The organism is Campylobacter hyointestinalis subsp. lawsonii, from assembly GCF_013372165.1.
Taxonomy (GTDB): domain Bacteria; phylum Campylobacterota; class Campylobacteria; order Campylobacterales; family Campylobacteraceae; genus Campylobacter; species Campylobacter lawsonii.
On record NZ_CP053828.1, the window covers coordinates 643,488 to 665,250 of the forward strand.

24 protein-coding genes are annotated in these 21,763 nt (G+C 31.5%); 7 read left to right on the plus strand and 17 right to left on the minus strand.

Annotated features, from left to right (window positions below; genetic code table 11):
* Positions 1–178: 178 nt before the first annotated feature.
* The 4 genes from CHLWT_RS03270 to CHLWT_RS03285 form a co-directional block, all read right to left on the minus strand.
* Positions 179–1,273: a cytochrome b/b6 domain-containing protein gene (locus tag CHLWT_RS03270; protein WP_111999900.1), complete on the minus strand. Its 1,095-nt coding sequence runs from the start codon at positions 1,271–1,273 to the stop codon at positions 179–181.
* Positions 1,266–1,763, minus strand: coding sequence for a diheme cytochrome c (locus CHLWT_RS03275; RefSeq protein ID WP_111999899.1), 498 nt, complete (start codon positions 1,761–1,763; stop codon positions 1,266–1,268). The genes CHLWT_RS03270 and CHLWT_RS03275 overlap by 8 nt, the downstream gene beginning before the upstream one ends.
* Positions 1,764–1,773: 10 nt before the next feature.
* Positions 1,774–2,187, minus strand: coding sequence for a DUF1924 domain-containing protein (locus CHLWT_RS03280; RefSeq protein ID WP_151062159.1), 414 nt, complete (start codon positions 2,185–2,187; stop codon positions 1,774–1,776).
* 1,528 nt (positions 2,188–3,715) lie between these two features.
* Positions 3,716–4,405, minus strand: coding sequence for a LexA family transcriptional regulator (locus CHLWT_RS03285; RefSeq protein WP_002849933.1), 690 nt, complete (start codon positions 4,403–4,405; stop codon positions 3,716–3,718).
* Between the two features lie 130 nt (positions 4,406–4,535).
* Here CHLWT_RS03285 and CHLWT_RS03290 point away from each other — a divergent pair, with 130 nt between their 5' ends.
* From CHLWT_RS03290 to CHLWT_RS03310, 5 genes are all read left to right on the plus strand, one after another.
* The gene (locus CHLWT_RS03290; protein ID WP_002849934.1) at positions 4,536–4,775 is read left to right on the plus strand and encodes a hypothetical protein; all 240 of its coding nucleotides are present in this window, start codon (positions 4,536–4,538) and stop codon (positions 4,773–4,775) included.
* A 31-nt stretch (positions 4,776–4,806) separates the two neighbouring features.
* Complete coding sequence (locus tag CHLWT_RS03295; protein ID WP_111996208.1) at positions 4,807–5,835, plus strand: AAA family ATPase; 1,029 nt, start codon at positions 4,807–4,809, stop codon at positions 5,833–5,835.
* Positions 5,836–5,957: 122 nt separating this feature from the next.
* Complete coding sequence (locus CHLWT_RS03300; protein ID WP_025370361.1) at positions 5,958–6,212, plus strand: hypothetical protein; 255 nt, start codon at positions 5,958–5,960, stop codon at positions 6,210–6,212.
* A gap of 278 nt (positions 6,213–6,490) precedes the next feature.
* On the plus strand, positions 6,491–6,676 hold the full coding sequence (locus CHLWT_RS03305) for a hypothetical protein (RefSeq protein ID WP_112000437.1): 186 nt from the start codon (positions 6,491–6,493) through the stop codon (positions 6,674–6,676).
* A gap of 67 nt (positions 6,677–6,743) precedes the next feature.
* The gene (locus CHLWT_RS03310) at positions 6,744–7,028 is read left to right on the plus strand and encodes a hypothetical protein (RefSeq protein ID WP_176320854.1); all 285 of its coding nucleotides are present in this window, start codon (positions 6,744–6,746) and stop codon (positions 7,026–7,028) included.
* A gap of 55 nt (positions 7,029–7,083) precedes the next feature.
* On the opposite strand, the gene CHLWT_RS03315 is transcribed toward CHLWT_RS03310, so the two are convergent.
* From CHLWT_RS03315 to CHLWT_RS03335, 6 genes are read right to left on the minus strand one after another with little or no spacing between them, the layout of a single operon-like run.
* Entirely contained in the window at positions 7,084–7,332 is a 249-nt protein-coding gene (locus CHLWT_RS03315; RefSeq protein WP_112000438.1) for a hypothetical protein, read from the minus strand.
* Positions 7,333–7,335: 3 nt separating this feature from the next.
* Positions 7,336–7,731, minus strand: coding sequence for a YopX family protein (locus CHLWT_RS03320; RefSeq protein WP_112000439.1), 396 nt, complete (start codon positions 7,729–7,731; stop codon positions 7,336–7,338).
* Between the two features lie 4 nt (positions 7,732–7,735).
* Positions 7,736–8,560 carry a DNA cytosine methyltransferase gene (locus tag CHLWT_RS03325; RefSeq protein WP_112000440.1) on the minus strand — a complete coding sequence of 275 codons (825 nt, stop codon included), beginning with the start codon at positions 8,558–8,560 and terminating at the stop codon, positions 7,736–7,738.
* A gap of 52 nt (positions 8,561–8,612) precedes the next feature.
* Complete coding sequence (locus CHLWT_RS03330; protein ID WP_112000441.1) at positions 8,613–9,941, minus strand: PcfJ domain-containing protein; 1,329 nt, start codon at positions 9,939–9,941, stop codon at positions 8,613–8,615.
* Entirely contained in the window at positions 9,928–10,056 is a 129-nt protein-coding gene (locus tag CHLWT_RS09545; RefSeq protein ID WP_002850937.1) for a hypothetical protein, read from the minus strand. The genes CHLWT_RS03330 and CHLWT_RS09545 overlap by 14 nt, the downstream gene beginning before the upstream one ends.
* A gap of 26 nt (positions 10,057–10,082) precedes the next feature.
* Positions 10,083–10,310 carry a hypothetical protein gene (locus CHLWT_RS03335; RefSeq protein WP_065841845.1) on the minus strand — a complete coding sequence of 76 codons (228 nt, stop codon included), beginning with the start codon at positions 10,308–10,310 and terminating at the stop codon, positions 10,083–10,085.
* A gap of 316 nt (positions 10,311–10,626) precedes the next feature.
* Here CHLWT_RS03335 and CHLWT_RS03340 point away from each other — a divergent pair, with 316 nt between their 5' ends.
* A complete protein-coding gene (locus tag CHLWT_RS03340; protein WP_035148446.1) occupies positions 10,627–11,190 on the plus strand; it encodes a hypothetical protein in 564 nt (187 codons plus the stop codon).
* Positions 11,187–12,524 carry a MobP1 family relaxase gene (gene mobP1, locus CHLWT_RS03345; protein ID WP_112000442.1) on the plus strand — a complete coding sequence of 446 codons (1,338 nt, stop codon included), beginning with the start codon at positions 11,187–11,189 and terminating at the stop codon, positions 12,522–12,524. The genes CHLWT_RS03340 and mobP1 overlap by 4 nt, the downstream gene beginning before the upstream one ends.
* An 8-nt stretch (positions 12,525–12,532) precedes the next feature.
* On the opposite strand, the gene CHLWT_RS03350 is transcribed toward mobP1, so the two are convergent.
* From CHLWT_RS03350 to CHLWT_RS03380, 7 genes are all read right to left on the minus strand, one after another.
* Entirely contained in the window at positions 12,533–12,802 is a 270-nt protein-coding gene (locus CHLWT_RS03350; RefSeq protein ID WP_112000443.1) for a hypothetical protein, read from the minus strand.
* Positions 12,802–13,287 carry a HepT-like ribonuclease domain-containing protein gene (locus CHLWT_RS03355; protein WP_112000457.1) on the minus strand — a complete coding sequence of 162 codons (486 nt, stop codon included), beginning with the start codon at positions 13,285–13,287 and terminating at the stop codon, positions 12,802–12,804. The genes CHLWT_RS03350 and CHLWT_RS03355 overlap by 1 nt, the downstream gene beginning before the upstream one ends.
* Entirely contained in the window at positions 13,280–13,594 is a 315-nt protein-coding gene (locus tag CHLWT_RS03360; protein WP_112000444.1) for a nucleotidyltransferase family protein, read from the minus strand. The genes CHLWT_RS03355 and CHLWT_RS03360 overlap by 8 nt, the downstream gene beginning before the upstream one ends.
* 67 nt (positions 13,595–13,661) lie before the next feature.
* Entirely contained in the window at positions 13,662–14,324 is a 663-nt protein-coding gene (locus CHLWT_RS03365) for an AAA family ATPase (RefSeq protein WP_059429736.1), read from the minus strand.
* 24 nt (positions 14,325–14,348) lie between these two features.
* Positions 14,349–14,666, minus strand: coding sequence for a hypothetical protein (locus CHLWT_RS03370; RefSeq protein WP_112000445.1), 318 nt, complete (start codon positions 14,664–14,666; stop codon positions 14,349–14,351).
* 66 nt (positions 14,667–14,732) lie between these two features.
* Entirely contained in the window at positions 14,733–15,443 is a 711-nt protein-coding gene (locus CHLWT_RS03375) for a hypothetical protein (protein WP_112000446.1), read from the minus strand.
* 202 nt (positions 15,444–15,645) lie between these two features.
* The gene (locus CHLWT_RS03380; protein ID WP_112000447.1) at positions 15,646–21,669 is read right to left on the minus strand and encodes a helicase-like domain-containing protein; all 6,024 of its coding nucleotides are present in this window, start codon (positions 21,667–21,669) and stop codon (positions 15,646–15,648) included.
* Positions 21,670–21,763 lie beyond the last annotated feature (94 nt).

Genomic DNA, 21,763 nt, shown 5'->3' on the forward strand with positions numbered 1-21,763 from the left:
ACAGCAACAAAATAGCTAAATTTGGTACTTTATACCAAATTTATCGATATTTATTTACTAAAAAATGGCTTAATATAGTATTGATAAAATCATCAAATAAAGCATTTAAGCTATTTTATAAATCTTAAATATAGCTTTATTGAGTTATAAGCAAATTTTAAACTCATTAAATGTTTGATTATCTTATCTTTTCATACTCAATCGCGCTAATTACGCCATTTTCGATGCCCTTATGGCAAGCTGCGCAATTTGCTTTTGACTTGATATCGCTCTTTAAAAAGATTTTTTCATCTATTTTTCTATGCTTTTGTATCCAGTATTCATTTTGAGTGATGGCGATATTTTGGTCGTTTTTTGCATATTTTAGTATGTTAAATGCTGTTTTGTTGCCTTGTTGTTCGGCTGAATTAGATATTAAGAAATTTAATATTTCTTTGTTTGTTTTTTCATCCACGCTAGCATCATCGCCAAAGTGATCTTCTAAATTTGCCATCATTATCTCCCACGATTTTTTAGGCAACAAAAATGGCGCATAAATCATATGGCAGCTGCCACACTCTTTGGCAAATACGGCATTTTGCGCTCTATAATTTACATGCAAATCGCGAGATTTTAAGATAAAATTATCTTTATTAAAGATATATAAAAATATTACGATAATAGCCAAAATCCAGACAAAACAAAATATTTTTTGAGCTAAATTTGCCCTTATGCTCTCATCATTTTGAGTGAGTTTATAGCCTGTTATCATAGAATTTATAGAATCATTTTTGTGTATAAATTTATCTATCAAAGCCCCACAAATATGGATAATCGCTACAAATAAAAGGGTATTTGCTAATAACTCGTGGATGGATTTTGTAAATTCAAATTTCGCATAACTATCATATAAAAAAGCGAAAATTCCACTATTTTTATCCACGCCATAAAGCATCAATCCAGAGAGCACACAGACAAATCCAAGAGATAATATAATGATAATTGCTATACTTGAAGCGGGATTATGACCGATAAATCTCTCTTTTTTATCCAAAAATGAGCCAAAATAGCTAATTAGTCCTTTGAATTTAAAATCGCTAAATTTAGAGTATTTCGTCCCTATAAATCCCCAAACTACCCTAAATACGATCGCCACACCAAATATCACACCAAAAGCAGCGTGAAAATACACCAAATCATTAAATTCGCTAAACACATAAGCAAGAGCAAAGCTAAGTATCAAGGCAAGATGAGAAAATCTCGCCGCAAAACTCCAAATATAGCTTTTAATCACGCCAAACCCCGTAATTTGGTATATTTACGCTATCATCACCATAAATGCCTTGATCGGCTTTTTTGTGGCAGGCGGTGCAGTTAGATAGAGTCTTGACCTCTTTTTGCGTTATCATCCATTTTTCTATCTTTCTATGCTTTTTGATATGATATGGGATTTGAGTTATTGATTTGTATAAAACGCCGTTTTCTAGGGATTTTGTGATTTTGGCACTTCTTTTATAGTTCATCGCATTTTGACTAGCATTTGCCAAAAGATAGCTAAGAATGCTTTTATTTGTCTCATCATCAATGCTCGCATCGCTCCCATAGTGGTTTTCTAAATTTTGCATTATAAACTCCCACGACTGAGTTGGCAAAAGTCCAGGCTGATAGCCATAATGACAGGTGGCACACTCTTTTTTATATAGCTCGTTATCGACAGGCCTTACATCTAGCCCCTTTGCTTCTAAGCTTAAAATCGCTACAAAAATAAATAGTAAAAATCTCATTTTTTATCCTTTATTGCTTGATTAGATAGTATAAGACATCGCCCTTTTCTATGGCGGTTCCCTCTCTTAAATAGACATCTTTGAAATTTCTTTTTAGCCATTTTTTTACCTCTTTGACATCGCTTAGCCTAGATGGATTAGCGCTTGGTGAGAGTGGTGGAATGGTTTTGTTGGTAAAGAAATTTGTAGCTTCTTTTCTCAGGTCGTTTCCGTGACAGCTTTGGCAAGAAAGCTCTTGAGAATTTTTGCCGATATGCTTGGTTGTGAAGATTTTCTCACCCCTCAAAGCATCAAAATCTTTGAAATTTGGATCTAACTTTAGAGCCTCTGATTTTAGCTCTGCTATATACTCACTCATAGGCGCATTAAACGAAGTAGCATTGAGTAAGCAAGCACACAGACAGGCTAGGGATAATTTTTTCATATATTTCTCCTTAAAACAATATGAGAATATTATAAATCTAAATTGTTTAGTAGTTGTTAAATTTATGTTGTCAAAATAATCAAATTTAATAATGGCTTTAATCGATTAGTTATAAACTACTTGCAGTTGTTATTTGGCATTGAATTAATAGCTTGTTTAAAAGCGAATTTAAGATGTCGAAGTTTATCGCAAGAATTCCTTATAAAGATTTATGGATAAATTTAAAAATCACCTTTAAACTATCGCGCGAGAAGCCAAACACAATATGATAAGATATAAGTTGATAAGTTAAATTGACTCTTGTAAAATATCTAACGCAAGAGCTAGTATTAATAATAAAAATTATTTAGCAGTCACGCATCAAACAATTTCAAAAAATAATAAAACTAATCAAAAATTTTTATCACATACAGATATAGGGAAAAGTAGGGGAAAAGTCCAAAAAAGCTAGGACAAAATAGAACTAAACCCCAAGCGGCTCAATAGAATTTAGATAATCCCCATACCACTCTAAAAGTTTTGCTTTTTGTTTTATGGTGACTTTTTCTCTTTCATATGAGTGGCGTTTAACTCTGCTCTCAATTGTTTCTTCACTTATGCCTAAATTTAAAAGTTCAGCCTTATTTTTAGAATATATAGTTCTAAATGTGGCTCTAAATCCGTGTCAATGCCACTATATCTGTTTTTACCACCCAAATTTCTTATAGCCTTGCTTAGTGTGTCCCTATGTAGATGTCCGTTTGTATTAAGGGCTAGAAAGACATAACCTTTTAAATCATAACAAAATAACTATGGCATCTCTCCTAGCCTTAAGCACATTATAAGCCTAAACTCTTCTAATTTGTATTTATGTTTTTTGCCTCATAAATAGTAATTGAAAAAAACCTTGCTTCCTTTATATAAATTTCAAGCTCCTTAGGATTTCCCACAACAGCAAAATATCTTTTGTCTTATCCTTATCACTCAAACAAGCCTTTGAAATATTAGCCATAATAACTTCTTTAATAGTGACTTAGTAGCGACTTAATTAGTAGTAAAATTTTTTGAGAATTAATAGTATTTTTTCAAAATCAATTGAGAAAAAACAGCACTAGAAAACTCTCTCCAAGTATGAAAAATAGGCAATAAAATTGAATAAATAAAAAAGGATTTGAATGGATATAAGATATTAAATGGTGGGTTTACCAGGACTATCAAATATCATAAAATATCACATTTTATGGGACATAGAATAAAATATATCAAATAATTACTCCAAAAATTACCATATTAGCTTATTTGTATTGTTTATAATTTATTTATTTTTTACAAGTTATAATTAGTTGTTTTTTATTGTCAAAAATCTACTAATACACTTATACACTTACGAAAGTATAAAGGAAGGGGAACTATTGTCTTTTGAAAAAGAAACAAAACCAGGACAATAGGTAAATCAAAATTTGGCAAAGCCAAATTTTGAACTTTTACTTGAAACATGGGGGCAAGCCCCCAAGCCCCCATACCAATAAAGAAAAAATTATGTTTAAAATTAGACTTCAGGTTGATAATTTCTAAAGATATTTACAATATATCCTAAAAATTCAACTCCGTAAAGTTCTTTTTGTGATAACTCAATATTTGAAAAATCATCATTGGTTGAAAAAAGCTTAATATTTTGATTGAAGGGATTTATTCTGCAATACTTAACTAGAATTTCATCATTTACTTTTAAGATCAAAAGAGCATTGTCTTTTGGTATATTGTCTTTTACGATCACTAAAATATCTCCATCGCTTGCAAATGGGATAGCTTTTTTGTTAGTGGCGACTACAAAATTATAGTCATATGGCTTTGATAAATTAAAGAGCTTTGTTAAAATTTGAACCTTTTGCAGATATGGATCAATGCTATACCTACCATTTGCAAAGTCGTATAAGTCATCGTATATGGTGCAAATTGTCTCTTTATTGGTTTTTATTTGCAGTTTGCCATTTTCGGAACTTATGCCGTATTTACTGATTGCAGTAGCCAAATCTATATCGTTATCAAAATATTCAATATTAATACCAGTAGCCTCAGCTATTTTGTATTTTACTTGCATAGGAAGTGGGGTAATGTTGTTTTCATAGGAATTAACCCTAACTCTACTTATTCCTATCTTGTCACCAAATTCACTTTGTGTAAGTCCGTAAGCATTGCGTAATTTTCTTAATTTATCGCCGTATCCGTTTGTTTTCATATTATTTTTCCATAGTTTTTAATAATATTATATCAAAAACTAGGCAATATTTTAATATATTAAGTAAAAAATAAGCATTAATGATTTAAAATGATTTTTGATTTTTATAATTTTATATAAAGGTTTCAAAATGATTGAAATAGTGGATAACCAAGAAATCAAAATGCAAGGAGATTTTATATCGCCGGAGCAGTTTGAAGAGATGTTTGGTATAAGCAAATCAAAGCAAAATAGACTTAGGTTTAGAAGAAACTATACTGAAAAATATAGTTCTAAAATTCCACCGTTGCCATATATTAGAATAGGCAAAAAAATCTTATATAGTATAGCTAGTGTAAATGAGTGGCTTAAAAAACAAGAGATTAAATAATGGAGAAGTTAGAATTTAAGGGGGCTACAATATGAAGTCAGCAGCCCACCTACAGAACGACGATATTTTATCAAAATATATCTTAAATATCAAGGGTTTAAAACTTTTGGATACAAAAAATGCAAAATTTGAGTGGCTAATACCAAATTTTATATCAAAGCAAAGCCTAAATATGATCTATGCTGGTGCTGGTAGTGGAAAAACAATGTTCGCACTACATCTTTGTAATTACCTGATAAAAAATAATGCCAAAATCGATGAAATTTTATATTTTGATGCCGATAATGGCGTCGATATGTTACAAAATAGGCAAGCCGATAAGATTGTTGATGATAGTAATGGCAAGTTAAAATACATTCTATCAAATAGCCTAAGTAGGTTTGGTCTTTTTAAAAATATAAATAAAAAAGCTAAATTTGGCGATTTAAAAAATAAACTTGTCATTATTGATAGTGTTAGAAATTTCATCAATGGCAGTCTAAGTAAAGATGAAAATATTACCAAATTTATGGCGGATCTGCAAAGCATTAGGGATAAAGGGGCTACTATTATTTTCTTACACCATCAACCGAAGCAAGGTATGGATAAAAATGATGAAAACTACAAAGGTGCAACTGCTTTTATGGATAGTGTGGATGAAGCGTATTATCTGCAAAATGAAACCGACAATGCAATAGTTGCCGACAATACAATGATTTTAAGCTTAAAGCCAAAGAAGCGTCGAAGCCATACAAAAGAAGCAGTAGTTCAAATAGATACTAAAAATTTGAGCCTAGAATTTATCAAAGATGATTTTTTTGGATTAAATGAAAAGGAAAAAATTTCATTACAACTAGCAAAAGAGATTGTAGATCAAAAAAGCGAAATTTCTCAAAGCGATCTTGCTAATGCTATACAAAAGTTAGCAAACAAAAACTATCTTGAGATAGTCGGTCGCAATACACTATGGAAGTTGTTTGATAAATTTGATGGCAAGCTTTTTAAGATCAAACGTCTAAAAGGATATGGCAATTGCAATAAAAAGATATTTTGTAATATTGAAAATGTGGAAGAAAAATGAGGAAATTATGGAACAAAATAAAGAACAAAAGATAGTGTAAGCGCAAGAGAGAAAGTAAAATAAGAAGAGCTAAAAAACAAAGTTAGAGCAATGAAAATTGATTAAAATTTAGGATGTATCCAATGGGAACTATAGATGAGTTAAAAAGTGAGCTTAGATTGTTTAAAATAGTAATTACGGCGATTTTTAGTATATGCTTATTTTATCTGACGTTTCATTCAGAACAAGGCATTTTTGATAAAGTTTGCTTTTTATCATTTTTTGGATATCTCCAGTATCATTTTATAATGGGGTATTTTGAAACAAAAAGAGCAATCAAATTTTACCAAGAATTGATAGATAAATATAAGAAAGAGAGAAATATCATCTATGAATAATATAGAAGTTACAAATACTTTTAACCGAAATTTTGCCACTTTACTTTAATAGTCAGGAGTTGGAAATTTATAAATTTAAGCTACAACACATTAAAAGTATTTTACTATGCAATTTAAATTTTTAAACTGCGAGGTATAAATATGGGTGAAATTTCTTTCTATTTTGAGAAAGGTAATTTTGTGTTAAAAGCCACTAATATTGTCTGCAGCAGAGAATTGAATGTTGCGACAATATAAGAGATATTGAACTTAGAGATATTCAGTTTAAAGGAGAAAAAATGAATAATATAGACATAATAGGTTTTGCAATGATAGAAGAAAGCAATAAAACCATAGAGCAAATAGCAAGAGAAGGTTTGCATTCTTTAGAAGTGGCAATTGAAAATTTTGCTCCCTTTTGCTTTTGGTCACTTGTGATAATAGGAATAGTTACAGCTCTCATATGGTCTGCAACAAAGAATTGAATGTTGCGACAATATAAGAGATATTGAACTTAGAGATATCCAAGTAATCAGCGTAAATGATAAAAGCGTGACTATAGGCAATACAAAACTAGCGCCATATGCTAAATTTGTCTATTTTGGCACAAAACCGCATATGATCAAGGTTAAAAAAGCAAGAGTCTTAGCAAATAAAAAATCTGGCATAATTTTTGGTAAAAAGGTAAATCACCCAGGCACTAAAGCAAATCCATATCTAAAAAACGCTCTAGATAGCTATATAAAAGGCAGTGGATTTACAAGGGCAAAATCCGCCCTTGCTAATGAAGTAAGAAATAGAATTGTAAATGATATTAAAAAGGCAGTTAAATTATAATTTTTTTGATTTATTTGCAAAAAATACAGCAACATATTTAGATGCATTTTAGGCATTATATTATCTTAAATTTCCCATAACAATAAATCCCATAAATCCAAACGATAAGTAACGCAATTAAAACAATACCATCATACAAATCTAACACAGATTTTTTTATGCTTAATCCCTTTGATAGCTCTAAACTAATTGCTATTAAGAACACCCACGTAATACAAATAAAGAAAAACCAAGCAAAAAAACCATCAAAACCCATTTTTTTCATACTTTCAATCATTATAAAAAATACTGCTTCATAGTTCATTTTTTATCCTTTTAAAAACTCTTTGTTATTATAGATATCGCCTATTACTTCAAGTTCGCTAAGTGCAACAAGAAGTGCGTAATCGCCACCTTTTAAATGGCAGATAAAGGAGGCGTCTTTATCAAAATACTCTACCCAGCCAGTAGTCTCCGAGCTGTCTTTTATAAATTTAGCTTTTATGATATCGCCCTCATAAATCTCTACGCCGTTTTTGTCTTTTAAGCCCGTATATTGCATAAGTTCAAAATCATCATCAAGCTCATAAGTAATCCAGCCGTCATTTTCAGAAAAAACTTCGCCATTAACATACGGCACTTTACCAAAATCTAACTTCATATAATCCACGTTAAACATTTGTTTATCTGCTTTACTTAATGCTCTAAAACGAATCTCTCTCATTTTTTTACCTTTCTATCCTTTTGATAAATCTTGCAAATCTAGCCACTATTTCAGGCACCACACTATTACCAAGCATTCCTATTCGCTCCACGTTCTCGCAAAACCCATCATCTTTTCGTATATCTCGCAAATCGTTTTCATATCCGTTTGCTTTTCGCCAAAGGCGTCTATTATGTATGGATATAATCTCTCTTGATGGTTCTTGAATGTTAGCATTTGACACTTCACTGAAAAGCATTTCATCGCAAAAGTGTCTGACTTTACCGGAGTAGGCAATAACATACGCCCTTTTTCGCTCGTGCATATATCCGTAGGCACTAGCTCGAAGTAAAAAAGCTCGGTATTCATATCCACATAACCTAAGCTCTTGCGTAAAAACCTTAAAGTAGGCTTTGTTTGTGATGAGCTCTGAGGCGTTTTCAAAGAGAATAAATCTTGCATCTGTTATCCTTGCTAATCTTAAAATTTCAGAAAATAACCCGCTACGACTACCGCTTAAACCTGCTCTTTTACCAGTACGGCTTAAATCTTGACATGGAAAACCGCCAGTGATAATGTCAATCTTGCCAAGTGGGGCTAAATCATCTTTTGTGATTTTAGTTACGTCGTTAAAGATAGGGGCGTCCGCCCAGTGTTTTTTTAAAACTTTATGACAATTTATGTCAATCTCACAAAATGCCGTCGTTTTAAAAAAGCCGTCATTTACGCTTTCTTGCTTAGTAGGTAGCTTTAAGAAGTCATAATCTTTAAAATTTGCACTCTCAAAGCCAAGTGAAAATCCACCAATACCGCTAAATAAATCTAAAATTTGCATTTTATATTTATCCATCTCTTTGCTTATTTAATTTATTTCTGATGAAATTTACTACATTGTAGCGTTCTCACTCGTAGATTACAGTTTTATTATTCGCTAATATTGCACTATTTACATACTCTATTATCTCGCTTGGTGCTTCACTGTTTGAAAAGCCCTTAATCTGTGCCAAGCAAAATTTGTTTTTTGATCGCCTAATCTCAATCGTGTATCTCTCATTGTCTCTTCTTAGAGAACAAATAAAACATCTGTTAGCATTTACATTTTCTATATATGAAGCTACACAATTGTGATTAATCACTCCTTCTTCAACCATCTCTTGCTTGGTTGTTAGCATTTTTATATCGCTTGGAAGTTTTAGACGTAAAAAAGGATTGTCTTTGTTTAATCTTACTTCAGGCGCACGTTCTAGCTCTATATTTAACATTAATCTATCGTGTTCGGCTTTTATTCTTTTAAATGATTTGATTTTTAAATTTACATTTTCTCCTTGCTCTAAAGCCATATTGACATAATCGTAAATTATTTGGTTCTTGCTTTTTTCATCTGATTGTATTTTAAAGCATAGATAGCTTTTTAAAATTTTGCCTACTAAAAGTGAAGCTTGATGATTGGTTGATATTTTAGGACTAGTTCGCAGAATAAAATTTATGATCTCTTGATAGTCTGATTGCGGAATATGTTTCTTTGTTTTTAGTACCAAATATGAAGCAGATAAAGTGCTTTTATTGGTAGCATTTAGAAAATTCTCTTTTGGATATTTTTTAACAAAAAGCTCTTTTTTATTTATAAAATTTTCAAGTGAGCTAAATTTAAAAGGAGATTTTATATACAATGGGTCTCTTTCAAAGTCTAGTTTTATATCTTTTAATGGTAGATGTAATTTTGATAAATAAGAAAAGTAAATATTAAAAAATTCACGCATTGTCGCAGATTTATAGCATATCGTTGAGATGTTATTTAAGGTTGCTTCATAGAAGCAAAATTTACCTTTATACTCACCGCCTATAAAGATAGTATAATTGTCTTTTATGTAAATTTTTGATTTATAAATAGATGATCTAAGGAAAATAAATTTACTCTCTTTGTTTTGAAAAGTAACGCTAGATGATGATATTATCATTTCGTTTTTACTCGAAATATCTATGCTTAATGCTTCGCATTCAATAGGCTTGATTTCTTTTATAAACTTGCTTAGTTTGCTAAAATTTGTATCAAAAAATTCCAAAGCTTCACTGTCTATATTCAAAAAATGAACAAGACTATCGGTATAGTATAGAGCGTAAAATTTCTTTGATAATTCATCAAGGGCTGATCTAAATTTAGATAATCCTAAAATATCAATATTTCTATCAAATTCGGCTTTAAGTTCTAAGTGTTGATTAAAAAATGGCATTTAACTCACGCCCTTCAAAACATATTTTATAAATCTTATGTGCTTGAGTGTATTGTGCCTCGTTGCCACATCCAGCTAAAATCAATCCAATTATTATTGTTGATAAAACTTTCAATTTATACTCCTAGTCCAAGCAACTGTTTAGTCCAAAAATTCAATTGCGATTTTATGCTCGGCAACTAAATTTAAAAAATCAAGCTTGAACTGCTCATTTGTTTTTACGGCATCAGTTATTTTTATACCGATGTCTTTAAACTTTTGTTCGTTCTCTTCTTTGATCTCATTTAAAATCTGCTTTCGTTGCTCTGAAAGCCTTTTTAGTTGCTCCTCATTTTTGAGTAGCTTTTCCGCTGCGGTTAGTTTAGCCATATTGGTTCTCCTTTGTGATATTTTTTGATATTTATCAAGCATTAAAATATACTATATAAGAAATAATATCTATTTTTTCTTTATTTGTTGTATATATTTACTGCTTGATATTTTTTGATATTTTAGCATAATTTTGATATTTTTTCAACAAAAGTTGTGATATAATTCACTGTAAAAAGTTAGATTGCAGGATAGCCTTTTTCTCCTATTTTGTTATACAAAATATTCGAAAAAGGCAAATACTCTGCGAGGCTCTTGTGGGCTTTGCAGTAGCAAAGTTTTTATGGAAAATTAAAAAATGAAAGGGTGCTTTAATATGGCAAAAGAGTTAAAGGCTTTCAGAATTGATGGCGAAAATTTAGAGTATTTGCAAAGTCTAAAAGAAAAAATGCAAGTAAAATCACTCAATGAAACAGTCAATTTACTTTTGTTTTTTCTACAGCGAGATAAAAATTTTGCTGATACCATTAAAGAAAATTATCCTCTTTTGCAGATTAAAAATACAAATCTATATAAAGAAAACACCAAAGAAGTTAAAAACTTTTTTACCGATGATGAGTTTGAAATTTTAAAAAAACTCGGTAAAGAAAATGGATTTTCAAGCGTAAATAAATTTTCAAAATTTTTGGTATTAAGTCATATGTATGATGAGAAAATTTTAAGCAACGATACCATAAATGAGTTTGCAAGAGTAAATTATTCAATCAAGCGAGTTGGCATAAATTTAAACATTTTTCTTAGAGCTATACAACAAGACGGAGCGACTTATTTTGACAAAGGTGCAGTTGATGAGCTGGTAAATCAAATAAAACAGCAGGTGCTCGAGGCTGAAAAATTTATAAAAGAACAAAAGAAGTTTTTACGAGTTAAGCTAAGATGAGCCGTAAATTAAAGTCATATTTAGACGATGATAATTTTCTAAAAGCCAAGAAAGTTTGGAGTGAGTTCGAGCGAAAACAAGGTAAATATTTTAACTCACCACAAAGTTTTAAAGATAAAATATGGAACAATTATATTTCAAGCAAAGGCTTTATAACTCAAAAATTTAATAAAGCCCAAAGAGATTATACCACAAAACTGCTTACTAAAAAAAATGGATACAATTCACAAGTTTTGATAAAAATCACTGGCTCGGACAAGAATTTTAATCAATTAAAAAATCATATAAAATATATCAGTCGCGATGAATTGTTGGATGTTTTTATTAATGATCCAAGTAGTGGTGGAGATATTTTTTGTTCTAAAAATTTAGACGAGACTGCTGCTTTCTTTCAAGATGGAATATATAATATCCCAAGTAAAAAGGACATAGAAGAAGATCAAAATTTAAAAGAAAAAAACGAAGTTTTACATATGGTTTTTTCGATGAAGGGCGAAAACAATATACCAGTGGATGATATTAAAAATGCGGCGATGAAAACTATTAAAGAAAAATTTCCAAACAATCTTTTTATATTAGCAATCCATAATGATACGGACAATCCGCATTGTCATTTGGATTTGAAAACTGTTGATTGCAATGGTAATAGGATCAAGATTGCTCCAGTCGATCTCGATGATTTACGCAATGAGTTTGCGAAAAATCTAACCGAATTAGGCTATAAGGCAACTAATTTTTCACGCAAACAAAAGGAATTCGCAAGAGATAAATACCCTGATCCTTGGGATGGACACAAGCCGCACCATTACAAGATCACTGGATATGGAAAGGCAAAATATAATTTCTCACTAGAGGAACACGTGGAAGAGTCTTACTATGTTAAATTTGAAACTAGAAAAGGTAAAGAAACCATCCTTTGGGGCAAGCATTTAGAAAAACTAATGGAACAATATAATGTTACAAATGGCGATTGGGCTCGTTTTACGGTAACCGATCAAGAAGCAGTCGTAAAGAAAATTTATGATAAGAAAACCAAACAATGGTATGAAAAAACTGTGTATAAAAATGTATGGGATTGCTCAGTTGAGGGCAAGCGAGAAGTTGAATTAAAGCCACTAAGTGAGAGTGAAAAGAAAAAGAGCGAATATAAAATTTTAGGCGAAGAAAAATCACAAGCCTCTAATATAACTTTACAAAGTCAAACTATCAATAAAAGACAAAACAAGAATGGTGTTAGCAAGGCTAGGGCCCTGCAAAACACACAAAAAACTGATAAAATTCAATCTAGCGATAGCAAAGAAACAGCTGTAAAAAAGCACGACTTTCAAAGATAGTGCCTATTTTACGCCAAAAGCTTTTGTTTTAGATACCCTGACAGGCTCATAAACTGCTCTTTTGCTTCGTTTTCTAGTCGCTCTTTTTCGCTTGGCATTAGATATATTGCAACCGCTATTGGCTTTTCGCCTTCTTTTCTAGGTCGACCGGCATTGCTTTTTCTATCTTCTTTTTTGTCCGCTGCGCCTGAATTTATAAACTCACTTACATTGCTACTTGCGGTAACACTTGCGTTATTTACAAACGCGAATTCCTTTTTTTTATCCAAAATTCCCATCATCTTTCCTTTTCTTTTGATTTTTTGCTTATTTGTGGTTGTTTAATTGCTCCGCTTTCTATCTTTTTAGTATAAGCATCGCCAAGTCTTGAAAGGATTGCTTTAGGGCTGTTTTCATTATTGATTTCTTGCTGGGTTGCTAAAAATTTATCTATATTTGTTTTGATGCTTGGCAGATATTCTCTAATGACATCTTCTATTATTGATAAATTTACCCCTTCATAATCGTGAGCCGTAGCATTTCTTACCCCTCTAAGCCCCCTAATATTTTCTGGCGTAAATATTGATAGTGCTTTTATATCGCCACTATCCTGTATCTTTTGTAATTGCTCATTACAAGCTACAAGATGCATTAAAATAGCAGGTCTTTTTAGTGTTTCATCATCTAGTGCGGCAACTATTCCATTCTCACAAATTTCAAAAATTTTTTCAATTTTATCTTTAATCAAAATAAGTCTTTCGTTTGTTTTTGTATTGCTAGACATAAATCACTCCTGTTAGTAAATTTTGTTGTTTTTGTAAAGACATTGAGGCTGTGTCGCATATATCAACTTGTCTTTTAAATTTATGCATAAAATCACTTCTTAAATCATCTAAATATATAAAGCCATTAAAACCTTTGAATTTATTTATAAAATCCTTGCTAGTTTCTATTGTAATATCCACATCGCTTGCGATATCGGCACTATCTTTTGCAAAACTACCAAAAAGCCCAAGTTTTATAATGCCGTCTTCTTGTAATTTTGGTTTAATCTCTTTTAAATAGTCTAAGATTTCATCTTTTGTAAGCATTTTTTCGCCCTTGTAAATTTATCATATTATATTATTTAAAACTTTAAAAAATAATATTTTATTATTTTTAATTATTTACAAATTTAACTAATTCGTCAAAAAAGCTCTCAAAATCAATCTCAGCATTTTCATTATTTTTGCAGTATTCGCTTACGCCCATACCTAACGAAAATGCGTTTCGGTAAGCTTCTCTTTCATAAATAATGCTATTCATTAAAAAAATATCATCTAAATTTTTCTCGCTAATATAATCACGCAAAGCCTTAACTTTTTTGGCTAAAAATGGGTTTGGTGAAGCTTTTGATATGACAATCAGTGCTTTTGCGTTGGGATTGTAAATTTTAGCTTGTTCAAATACCAAAATCATCTTATTTAATACCGCAATATCAAGATCGCTTGGGATAACTGGGATAATTGCAATATCACAAACTGCTAAGGCTTGACGCATTTCAGAGCTATCACGACCGCCAGTATCAATCACTACGCTATCATATTTTTGTTTTAAGCTTTGTATCTCTTTTAGCAGCGATGAGCCTATTTTTGATACACTATTAAAAAGCAGTGGCAAAGAGCTATCAGCTCTAATATCTGTAAAAACATCTACGCTTCTTTGCGGATCAGCGTCAATTAATAGCGTTTCATCGCCCATAAGAGATAGTTTTACGGCTAAATTTATGGCAATATTTGTTTTACCGCTACCGCCTTTTTCGTTTGTGATTGCAATTAACATTCTTTATCCTTTAAAATTTGGCTTTTATTTTTTACTTCCGTATTGCTGAACTAATTTTTCCCACTCAGTTGGTTCATTATCGCCAGTAAGCACACTCCAGTTTTGATTTTTTTTGTGCTTGATAAAACTTCCCAACTCGCAGTTTTTCATTTGAATTGTGCTTAAATTTGCATTTTTATTTGCTTCACAAAACTCTACCAGTTCAACTAATGTTTTCGCATTTACTTTATCGTTTAAGTAGTCGTGAGTATATTCTTTATCTCCAAATTTAGCTTCTTCGCCACAACCAACAAACATAGCAGCAACCAACGCACCAAGTGCAACTTTACTTAAATTTTTCATAGTTTTATCCTTTATTAAATTATTTTTTATTATATTAAATTATTTTAAAATTTAATATAATATAGATTAATAGTCGCCATCGGCAACAAACTCATATTCTATTTGCCAGTTTCCGCCACCAAAATGCAGCTCATTTTTAAGCAGTGAGCAAGGTAAAAATGCACCATCTCCATCTGCTACCATTTGGCTAAATTTTGGCAGCTTTCGCTCATCAAAACCATTTTCATAAGTCTTATCCGAAAACATAAGACCTTCTCTAACTCGTTTTAGAAAATACTTGTATCCAAGCATTTCATTAAAGCCTTGATGTCTTAAAATTTCACCTTTTGTAGCATTGTTTTTAAGCCACGCTATGCTTTCGTCTTTTATTAAAATTTGTAACTCAAAAAACTCTTGATACAAAATGGCTTCGTAAATGAGCTGTTCCAGATCATTTTTGGCAATCTTTGCGATCTCTTTAAGCGAGCTCGCAAATTTGCTATCGGCGATCTGTCTAAGCCATACGAGCGGAATAATCCTACGGTTATTTACTGCTAAGGCTTCTTCCTCGCTGCCGTGATTTTTGTAGAAAATACCCCAAAAAATCTTTTGGCTAAAAAAGTTAGCTAGTGTTTGATCCTGTTTGGCTACTAGGTTTTTTGCACTCTCAAGCAGTCTTTCATTTGGGTAAAAGCCAAGTTTTTCAATGGCGTCTTCGCCAACTTGCTCTATAAGGTGTGCATACCATATAGGCACTGCAAAGCCAGTAGGATAGTCCTGCGGCGTGTTTGGCAACATCTTTTCTCCTTTATCTTGAAGTTTGAAAGAATTATAATATAAAAAAGTTTAAAATAATATTAAATAATAAAATATAATTTAATATTATAAATAATTATTTCTCCTGCTGGGTTCTCGTATAAATTTCTCGGTTATTTTTTGTAGATATTAAATAATTTAGAATTATATTAAATTGTTTAATATAATTCTAAAATGTATCAAATTAAAAGCCTCGACCTTTGTCGGTTGATTTTTCTTCTCTTTGGGCTATCGTGGCTTGAGCTGGTTTTATGGCGGATTGTGCCACTGGAATTTGTATGTTTTGGTTTTGCTCTTTTAGCTTCTCAAGCATTTTTGCCTTTTGGGCTTTATCCCAGTTTTTGTATTCTTCAAGTGCGCCGCTTCTCCACTCACTTTTATATTGTCTATCGACCATCATCTTGTCGTTTTCGGCGTTGCAAATTTCGAGATCTTTTTGCAGTCTATTAAAAAGCTCTTGCTTTGGATAGGTTTGGTTATTTTCCGACCATTCTTTTAGGGTTGCATTTGCTTCTTGCAATGTTTTTAGCTCGGTCGTGTTTTTCTCTAACCTCTTTTGCAGCGCTTCATCGCTTAGAACATTATTGATCCTAGTAATAAAGCCCTTTAGATTGATTTGCTCTCTTGCACTTATGCCTCGCAATTTATCATCGTGATACTCGAGCGATCTTGGTTCTAGTTCTATCTCGTGTTCTTGATTTACAAGCTTAAAAAATACAACATTGCCTTCAAAGGCTGTCTTGGTTGCTGTGCCTATGACTTTAAATCCTTTGTATTCCATAATCTCTCTTGGTGTATCTTTTGCGGCAAACAATAAATTTATATTACCAAGTAACATACCAGCCATTTGATCTTGTTTTGCCTCTATGCTATCAAGCTCAGGCTTGATTATATCTTTTATAAAATTTAGCTCAACTGGTTTTTGCATATCGCCATTTAATTTAAATTCATAGTCTTTTAAGGTAGCATTTTTAAATTCTTGCATAATATTATTATTATTGCTTTCTAGCTTTTCTTTAACTGCTTCAAAACTAGTAGAATTTTTAAAAGCTATATCGAACAAGAGAGATTTATCGTTTTTGTTTTGATTTGTTTCAAACATACTTTTTGAAAGCTCATCTTTAAATTTCATAAAATCTACTTCTTTATATTTTGGAATAATAAATTCGTGTGAGATTGCTTCAAATCCACCTTGAGCAACAGAAGCTTGAAATTTATTGATCTTGCAAGTAAAATTTTCTTTTGTATTTTGTTTCACTACCTGTTTAATAGTATTGATTTTAGGTATTTGTGCTGTAAGCTTGGCTATTTTTGCATTATTTTTCTCTTGCTCGTCTGCGTTTGAGAAAATTTGTTCTTTATAGCGTTTGATCTCGTTTTTTTCCTTTTTAATGGCTTCGTTTAACTCAAACTCTGTAAAGATAAGTGGGTTTTCACTGGCTACTGCACGTGCTTCGTTTGAATTTAGCAAATCCTCTTCAAAGCCACTAAGGCTGCGTTCACCAACAATTCCTTTCCTGAAATTTAAAATTGCTTCATTTTTCTTGCTTTGCAACTCCCAGTTTCTTTCATCAAAAGTGCCAGGCGTGATATGTCTAAATTCCTTAATAATAAAATTCTCAGGGTCATTTTCGTAAAAAATGTTGCCTTGTCTTATGGCTCTACCATTGCTTTGCGTTATATCACTTGGTCGCCATGGGCAATCAATATGATGAAGTGCGGTAATACGTTTTTGCACATTTACGCCAGTTCCCATTTTTGCACGACTTCCTAAAAGCACTCTAACTTCGCCATTATTGACCTTTCTAAAAAGTTCAGCCTTTTCTTCGTTGCTGACTGCATCGTGAATAAATGCTATTTGTTCTCTTGGTATTCCTTTTTGAGTTAATTTTTTATAAATATCTCCATAAAGAAAAAATCTACTATCATCAAAATCATCTTTTATTTGCACTTCTCCATTTTCATCAAGGTCATTTATGCTTATTTCATTTTTGTCTATTGTGTCATTAATATTTTCAAATTCATCCACATACTCAGTCTTAATTTCTTCTCTGCTTAAATTTTCATCTAATTTTAAGTTGAAAGATTTTTCACTGCCACTTTGTGGTGTGCCAACATCTAAAAATACAAGCTGTGTGCCTTTTTGTTCGCTCCATTTTTCCCACTCTTTAAAAATTTCATCAACAGCAATATTGACTTTTGAGTTTATGTAATCAGGTGCAGTCGGATCAATGAGCCTAAAATCAATACTTGCTTTTTTGGCATCACTTGTTACTTTAAGTGGATTATCTATTTTTGGATCATATCCGCCGCCTTCCATATGAATAAGTCGTCCTGTGATTGAGTGGCTGGGATATAAGCCATTTTCATCAGGTTCTCCTATATATTCAGCAATTCGTTTTGATTTTTCACTTTTTATATAAATTACTTCTTTATTTGGGACAAATGTTTTTGAAAATGCTTTAATATCATCGTTTGTGATTGTATCTGTTGTCTGACTTAACATATTTGAAAGTTCAGGTAAATTTGTAAGAGATGAAAATCTAGCCTCCATTTTAATACGACCACTTGCATCCCTTACTGGTGCTATATCTATACCTGCAAAATTACTAGCCCAATTTGAAAAGCTGTCTATACCTAGTTTTTCAAGTTCTTTTGGTTGCAAGTATCTTTGCATATTATAAATTTCACTCAATGAATTTGAAACAGGCGTTCCAGTTAAAAACATAACCTTTCCATCGTCTTTATCGTTGATGTAAGTAGTAAGTGCTAACATATTTAAAGCTCTTTTGCTTGAAATATTTGCTCCTTTTCCTTTTGCGTTCATAGGTGAAATTACGCCTAAATTTTTAAAATTATGTGCTTCATCTACAACTATACTATCTACGCCAAGCATTGAAAAATCCATAATTTTAGACTTTGTTCTGTCTTCAATTAATTTTTCAAATTTTTGTTCGGTTTTTGCTATCATCTTTTCAATTTGACGAGCTGAACGTTTGTTTGTTACTTCATCACGTTCTTCGTAATATCTGAGTGCTTCTTTTAGTTCATAAATTTCATTGTCTAAAATTTTTTGCTGAGTTTCAAATGGCACTGGCAGTTTTTCTATTTGAGTATATTTAATAATAACTGCATCCCAATCGTTATTTGCTATATTTGCTAAAAATTCATCTCTTTCTTTTGGGCTTAGTGAGTTTTCATCAGCTACTAGCACATTAGCATTTGGAAATGCTTCAAAGAAACCTTGATCCCATTGTGTTACGAGGTTATTTGGCACAATTATAAGAGGTTTTTTTACAAGGCCAAGCTCTTTTTGCTTCATAACAGCAGCTATTGCTGCGTAAGTTTTTCCAGCTCCAACTTCGTGGTCTAATAATATATTTTTTTGCACCATACTTCTAAAAATAGCGTCTTTTTGGTGCTTTCTAAGATTTATATTGCTATCAAGTCCATTAAATTCTAAACCATCTCCTTCAAATTTAGCTTTTACATAGCAGTTAAATTTATCATTATAAATGCGTTCAAGCTCTTTTGCTCTTGCTCTATCACTATAAATCCATTCATTAAATTTAGTTTTTAGAGCTTCTATTTTTGCATTTGCTTCTGCTGTTTTTTCAGGATTAATTACTTGTTTGTATATGATGTTACCTTCTTTGTCGTATTTTATATTACCTTCTTGATCTAGCATAGGCTCATCGGTTCTTTCCATAATTTTAATAGGCGTGTTGTTTAATGCACTTTCAATTATGTCATATACGCTTTTGTTATTTCCTATATTTTGATGAATTTTATAATATCCATCAATTAATCTTTGATTTGTAAGTCCTTTAACTTCAACAGAGTAATTGTATCTAGCATATTGTGAAAAATAGTCCTTATCGCCATCTATTTGCCAACCCATAGAGCCTAAATTTTTAAGCTTCCAAGCTTGTTCTTCGTAGTTACTAGTTTTTAGCTCGTGTTCTAAAAAATCATTGTAATATTTTACTGGTATCCAAGAACTTCCAAATCTTGTATCAATATCTACAAAGCTAATATCTTGTGGTATAACTTTACTTAACTCATTAACATTATTTTGCATAAGATCTGTGTATATATCTTGCAAGTCTTTTGCTATTTGCAATTTCTCTTTAACATTTCCGCTTAAATAAATAGGTGCAAATATTAGCTCACGTTCGCCATTTATTAATTTTTGCGGATCATAAAAAGCTAACTTATCTTCAATAATTTTATCTTCAACTTCAATCTTTGATTTGTTTAATTTTTGTGCGATATAGTCAGTGTCAATTTTTCCATATTGATACATACTTACTAAAACACCATCTTTTTCATTGTCAAATAAAATTTCAGGCGTAAAACCAATTGTTCGGCGAAGTAGTATGTTTGCTTTTTCGCAACTTTCTTTTACGGCTTCTTTACCATCTTTTGCACGTTCGGACTTTTTATAGTTTTTTTCTAATGCCTTGACCTTGCTAAACTCAATATCCAAATTTCTAAATGCTGATGCTTTGTTTCCAGATAAAAAACCTTCACTAGCGTGATAGCTATCTAATAAGATGTTTAACTGCTCTCTTGTTTGCCACAGTTTTAAATCATCGTCCTTGATATTGGTTTGCTCTAATGCAATAAGCTCTTTTAACTTATCTCTTAGTGGTATGTATTTTTTTATACGATTTTGAACAGCTAAACTTAAATTCTCTACCTTTGAAGCCCTGATTTCATCGCCTAGTGAGCTTGTTATTTTACAAACTTCTCCATTATGGATAAATAGGCTATTTTCTTTTAAATTTTTGACATATTCATAGTTATCATCGTAGCTTTCAATGATAAAATCAACGATCGGAGCAGGTTCTCGCCATTTATATATATTTGCTGGTAGCTGTTCTTGTATAAAATGTTCTATTGCTAAATCAAGATTGAAATTTTCATCATTTTTTGGCTCATAAAAAATACCTTTACCAAATTGTCCTGTGCGATATGTTGGCTTGGCTAGTATATTTTGCGGATTTTCAATAAAGTATTGGTTGATACTTTGTTTTAATTCAATGCCATCTTCTGTTATTTGAGTTGCTTTTATTTTTGAGATTTCTTTATTGTATTCAGGATGTTTGCCTTTTTGTAAGAAAATAATATCCGTTTCTGCTTCTGTGTGCTTAAAAATATTGTTTGGCAAACGCACAGCCCCTAAAAATGTATGGTTTTGTGCTATTTCATCTCTTGCAGAGTTGTATTTGGCGTCCATAAAATGACGACTTACTACAAATGCACTAATTCCATCTTCTTTTAAGCTATATTGGGTTGCTTTTTGTATAAAAAAGTTGTGAGCCGAACCAAAAATATCGTGATGAGTATTATCATAAAGTGGCACATCTAAAAAAGGTGGATTTCCTATAACTGCGTCAAATTGTTCATCGTGTCTAAATTTTTCATATCCAATATTATAATTTTGCTGATTTGGATATAAAATTTTATTCATTTTTATTGTCAAAGGTTCTATGTCAAGACCAGTAAAATGAAAATTTTTATTTTCATTAAAAGTAATAAACGAACCATTTCCAACACTGGGTTCTAAAATTTTCTTTTGTAAATTTGGCTCATCTGTATTAATGCCAAGTTTTTCAAGTCCATTATACATGGCCTTAACAATATTTTTTGGTGTGTAATATGCTGTTAAATTTGAACGCTTTGCAGCATTATAATCATCTTCTGAAAGTAACTTTTTTAGCTCATTTCTTTCATTTTGCCATTTTTCATTTCGCTCATCAAATAGTCCATTAATGCCACCCCAGCCTGAAAAACTAGCAATTGCTAGTTGTTGTTCTTTTGTGATGTTAAGCTCGATTTCTCCCTTTTTGCCAAGATCTAATTTTGGGTAAATTTCATTTGTAAGTTTAATGGCTTCAACGTTCTTGCTAAATCTGTCTTTTTCGCCACCGAGCTCTATTACTTGATCTAATTTTAGATCAGTAAAAATATTGTTGAATTGCTTTAAAGGCTCAATTTGTTTGATATTTTCATTTGCTACTTCTTCGGCAGGATCGGCGGTTAATAAATTGATTTGCAATTCATCAACTTGCCTATCGATATCGGCTGCCTTTTCGATAATCAAGCCAAGACTATCATTGCCAAAATATTCAGGATGGGCGTCTGCCATACTAAATAAATCAAATCTGCCATACAAATCATCGTTATTTTTATGCTTTGCCATTTTGTGCTCCCAAGTAAGATTAAAATTTTAGTAAAATTTTATCTAAATTCGTTGCAAACGCCGATTTTTACATACTTTTATATTGTTTTATGAT